The 407-nt window shown below is 62.7% G+C and carries 1 protein-coding gene; it reads right to left on the bottom strand.

The window, feature by feature from the left end; all coding sequences use genetic code 11:
* A partial coding sequence (locus AC1DCY_RS27795) for a LysR substrate-binding domain-containing protein (RefSeq protein ID WP_477356033.1) occupies nt 1-407 on the bottom strand: 407 nt, incomplete at both ends.

Genomic DNA, 407 nt, shown 5'->3' with positions numbered 1-407 from the left:
ATGTGCTCCCGGTCAAGGCCTGGAACGACCATTTCCATCGCCTGCCGCTCCGGACCACAGGTCAGAAAAAAGTGTCCCGCGAGATCGTCGACCTTCTCGATCGCCGGATGGCGCTCGAGATACCAGGGTGCGGCGCACAGGACAAGGATCTGCCTCTTGATGCGTCTCGCGACGAGATCTTCGCAGCCTTCGAGCCCCACCCGGATGGCCACGTCGGCATCTTCACGAAACAGATCCACGCGACCGGAGTTCACGTCGACAGTGAGTTTGAGCAGGGGATGCGCGGCCATGAAGCCCGACAGGTGCGAGGAGAGCAGTTCGCGGCCGAGATAGCCGGGAACCGAGATCCGCAGTTGGCCTGTCAGGGCTTCGTTGGTGTCGGAGAGCCGCGAGAGCGCCTGGTTCAC

It is taken from the genome of Lysinibacillus sp. 10T31, from assembly GCF_056394365.1.
Note: the sequence above shows the minus strand (reverse complement) of the source record. Positions and strands in the feature narration are given on the sequence as shown.